Annotated in this window: 2 protein-coding genes; both read left to right on the top strand. The window is 49.4% G+C overall.

Going from position 1 to position 1,074, the window contains the following annotated elements; all coding sequences use genetic code 11:
• Positions 1-150 precede the first annotated feature (150 nt).
• The gene (locus tag HMPREF3178_RS05400; protein ID WP_049104517.1) at positions 151-450 is read left to right on the top strand and encodes a hypothetical protein; all 300 of its coding nucleotides are present in this window, start codon (positions 151-153) and stop codon (positions 448-450) included.
• A gap of 59 nt (positions 451-509) precedes the next feature.
• Positions 510-860, top strand: coding sequence for a putative holin (locus tag HMPREF3178_RS05395; protein ID WP_004117860.1), 351 nt, complete (start codon positions 510-512; stop codon positions 858-860).
• The last annotated feature ends 214 nt before the right edge of the window (positions 861-1,074 follow it).

The following is a 1,074-nucleotide window of genomic DNA, read 5'->3' as shown; positions in this document are numbered from 1 at the left end:
GACAGAATTTGTCTACAGGCATGGGGTCAGTCCACTTGTTGCCCTTGGGTTAGTGGCTAGCCTATCAGCTATTAATCTGGTGTTGGGGCTCCCCTGAGGGCTCGACTTCACTTCGATCTGGCACGTCAATTTGTAGAGATCGAGAAGGCGATGATGAAAACCGAACCCGCGGAGGAAAACATTGCTGAGATCACAGATAAGCGCCTGACCATCGGAATGGATGAACCTCCAGTTCTCCGTGTACTGGATGCGTTGTGTTATAACGAGAAGCGTCGAGCTATGAACTATCCCAATTCAGAAATGGTTAACATCGGCTGGTTCCAGCGTAAGATGGCTTCTTTTATTAACGTTCACAGCGATCACTTCAACAACAGAATTAACCTTCAGGAAGCCCGATATCTGTCGGGCTTTTTTCTACCCGGGAGCAAATTACTCTGCACCCCATTCTGACACACACTATCTCCTGATCTATTCAGCCCACGGGCACATTCATCTTCAGGAGTCACCTCATGTTGTTACTTCACGAGGTCCGTCACCAGCGGCTGCGCAACAGGATCATTCTTGCCGTTGCGCTGCTGGCCGCTATCGCCTCCATTTCGCCCGAACAGCTCGGCATCACGCTATACAAGCTGTCTCTGGTTTCCATAGCTGCCATTCTCGGCTACCACCCTGATCGAGCACTGTTTCCTTACGCCAGCCCGGGGAGCTATCTGATAGAAGATTGGAAAGAGAACTTCGGCAAGCCGGTGCCAGTGAGCCGCAACGAGCCTGAATACCCCGTTGCAACGGGCTATGAGCTGATTTTGCCGCCGTTCTGCTGCGATGTGCACCGATTGTCGCGGCGATCTGCTTCGGCGTGACGATGGGGCTCTAACTATAAAATTTTTATTTTAAATAATAATCACCGCAAACACTCTTAGGTTACTCATAATTGCCTTTCTGCAACATTCCCGATACATTCATCCTTTCCCCTACGGGAAACACCAAAAAAGACACAACAATATTACCGGGATGAATCTAATGAAAATACCCAAAGATCGTGACCTGCTCCCCGTTGATTAATACACCGCGATG

This window comes from Klebsiella sp. HMSC09D12 (genome assembly GCF_001808475.1).
Classification (GTDB): domain Bacteria; phylum Pseudomonadota; class Gammaproteobacteria; order Enterobacterales; family Enterobacteriaceae; genus Klebsiella; species Klebsiella oxytoca.
This window is presented reverse-complemented; position numbering and strand designations above follow the sequence as displayed.

Excerpts from the sequence above, each read along its gene's own strand:
- HMPREF3178_RS05395 (WP_004117860.1), top strand. The coding sequence starts at position 510 with ATGTTGTTACTTCACGAGGTCCGTCACCAGCGGCTGCGCAACAGGATC.
- HMPREF3178_RS05400 (WP_049104517.1), top strand. The coding sequence starts at position 151 with ATGATGAAAACCGAACCCGCGGAGGAAAACATTGCTGAGATCACAGAT.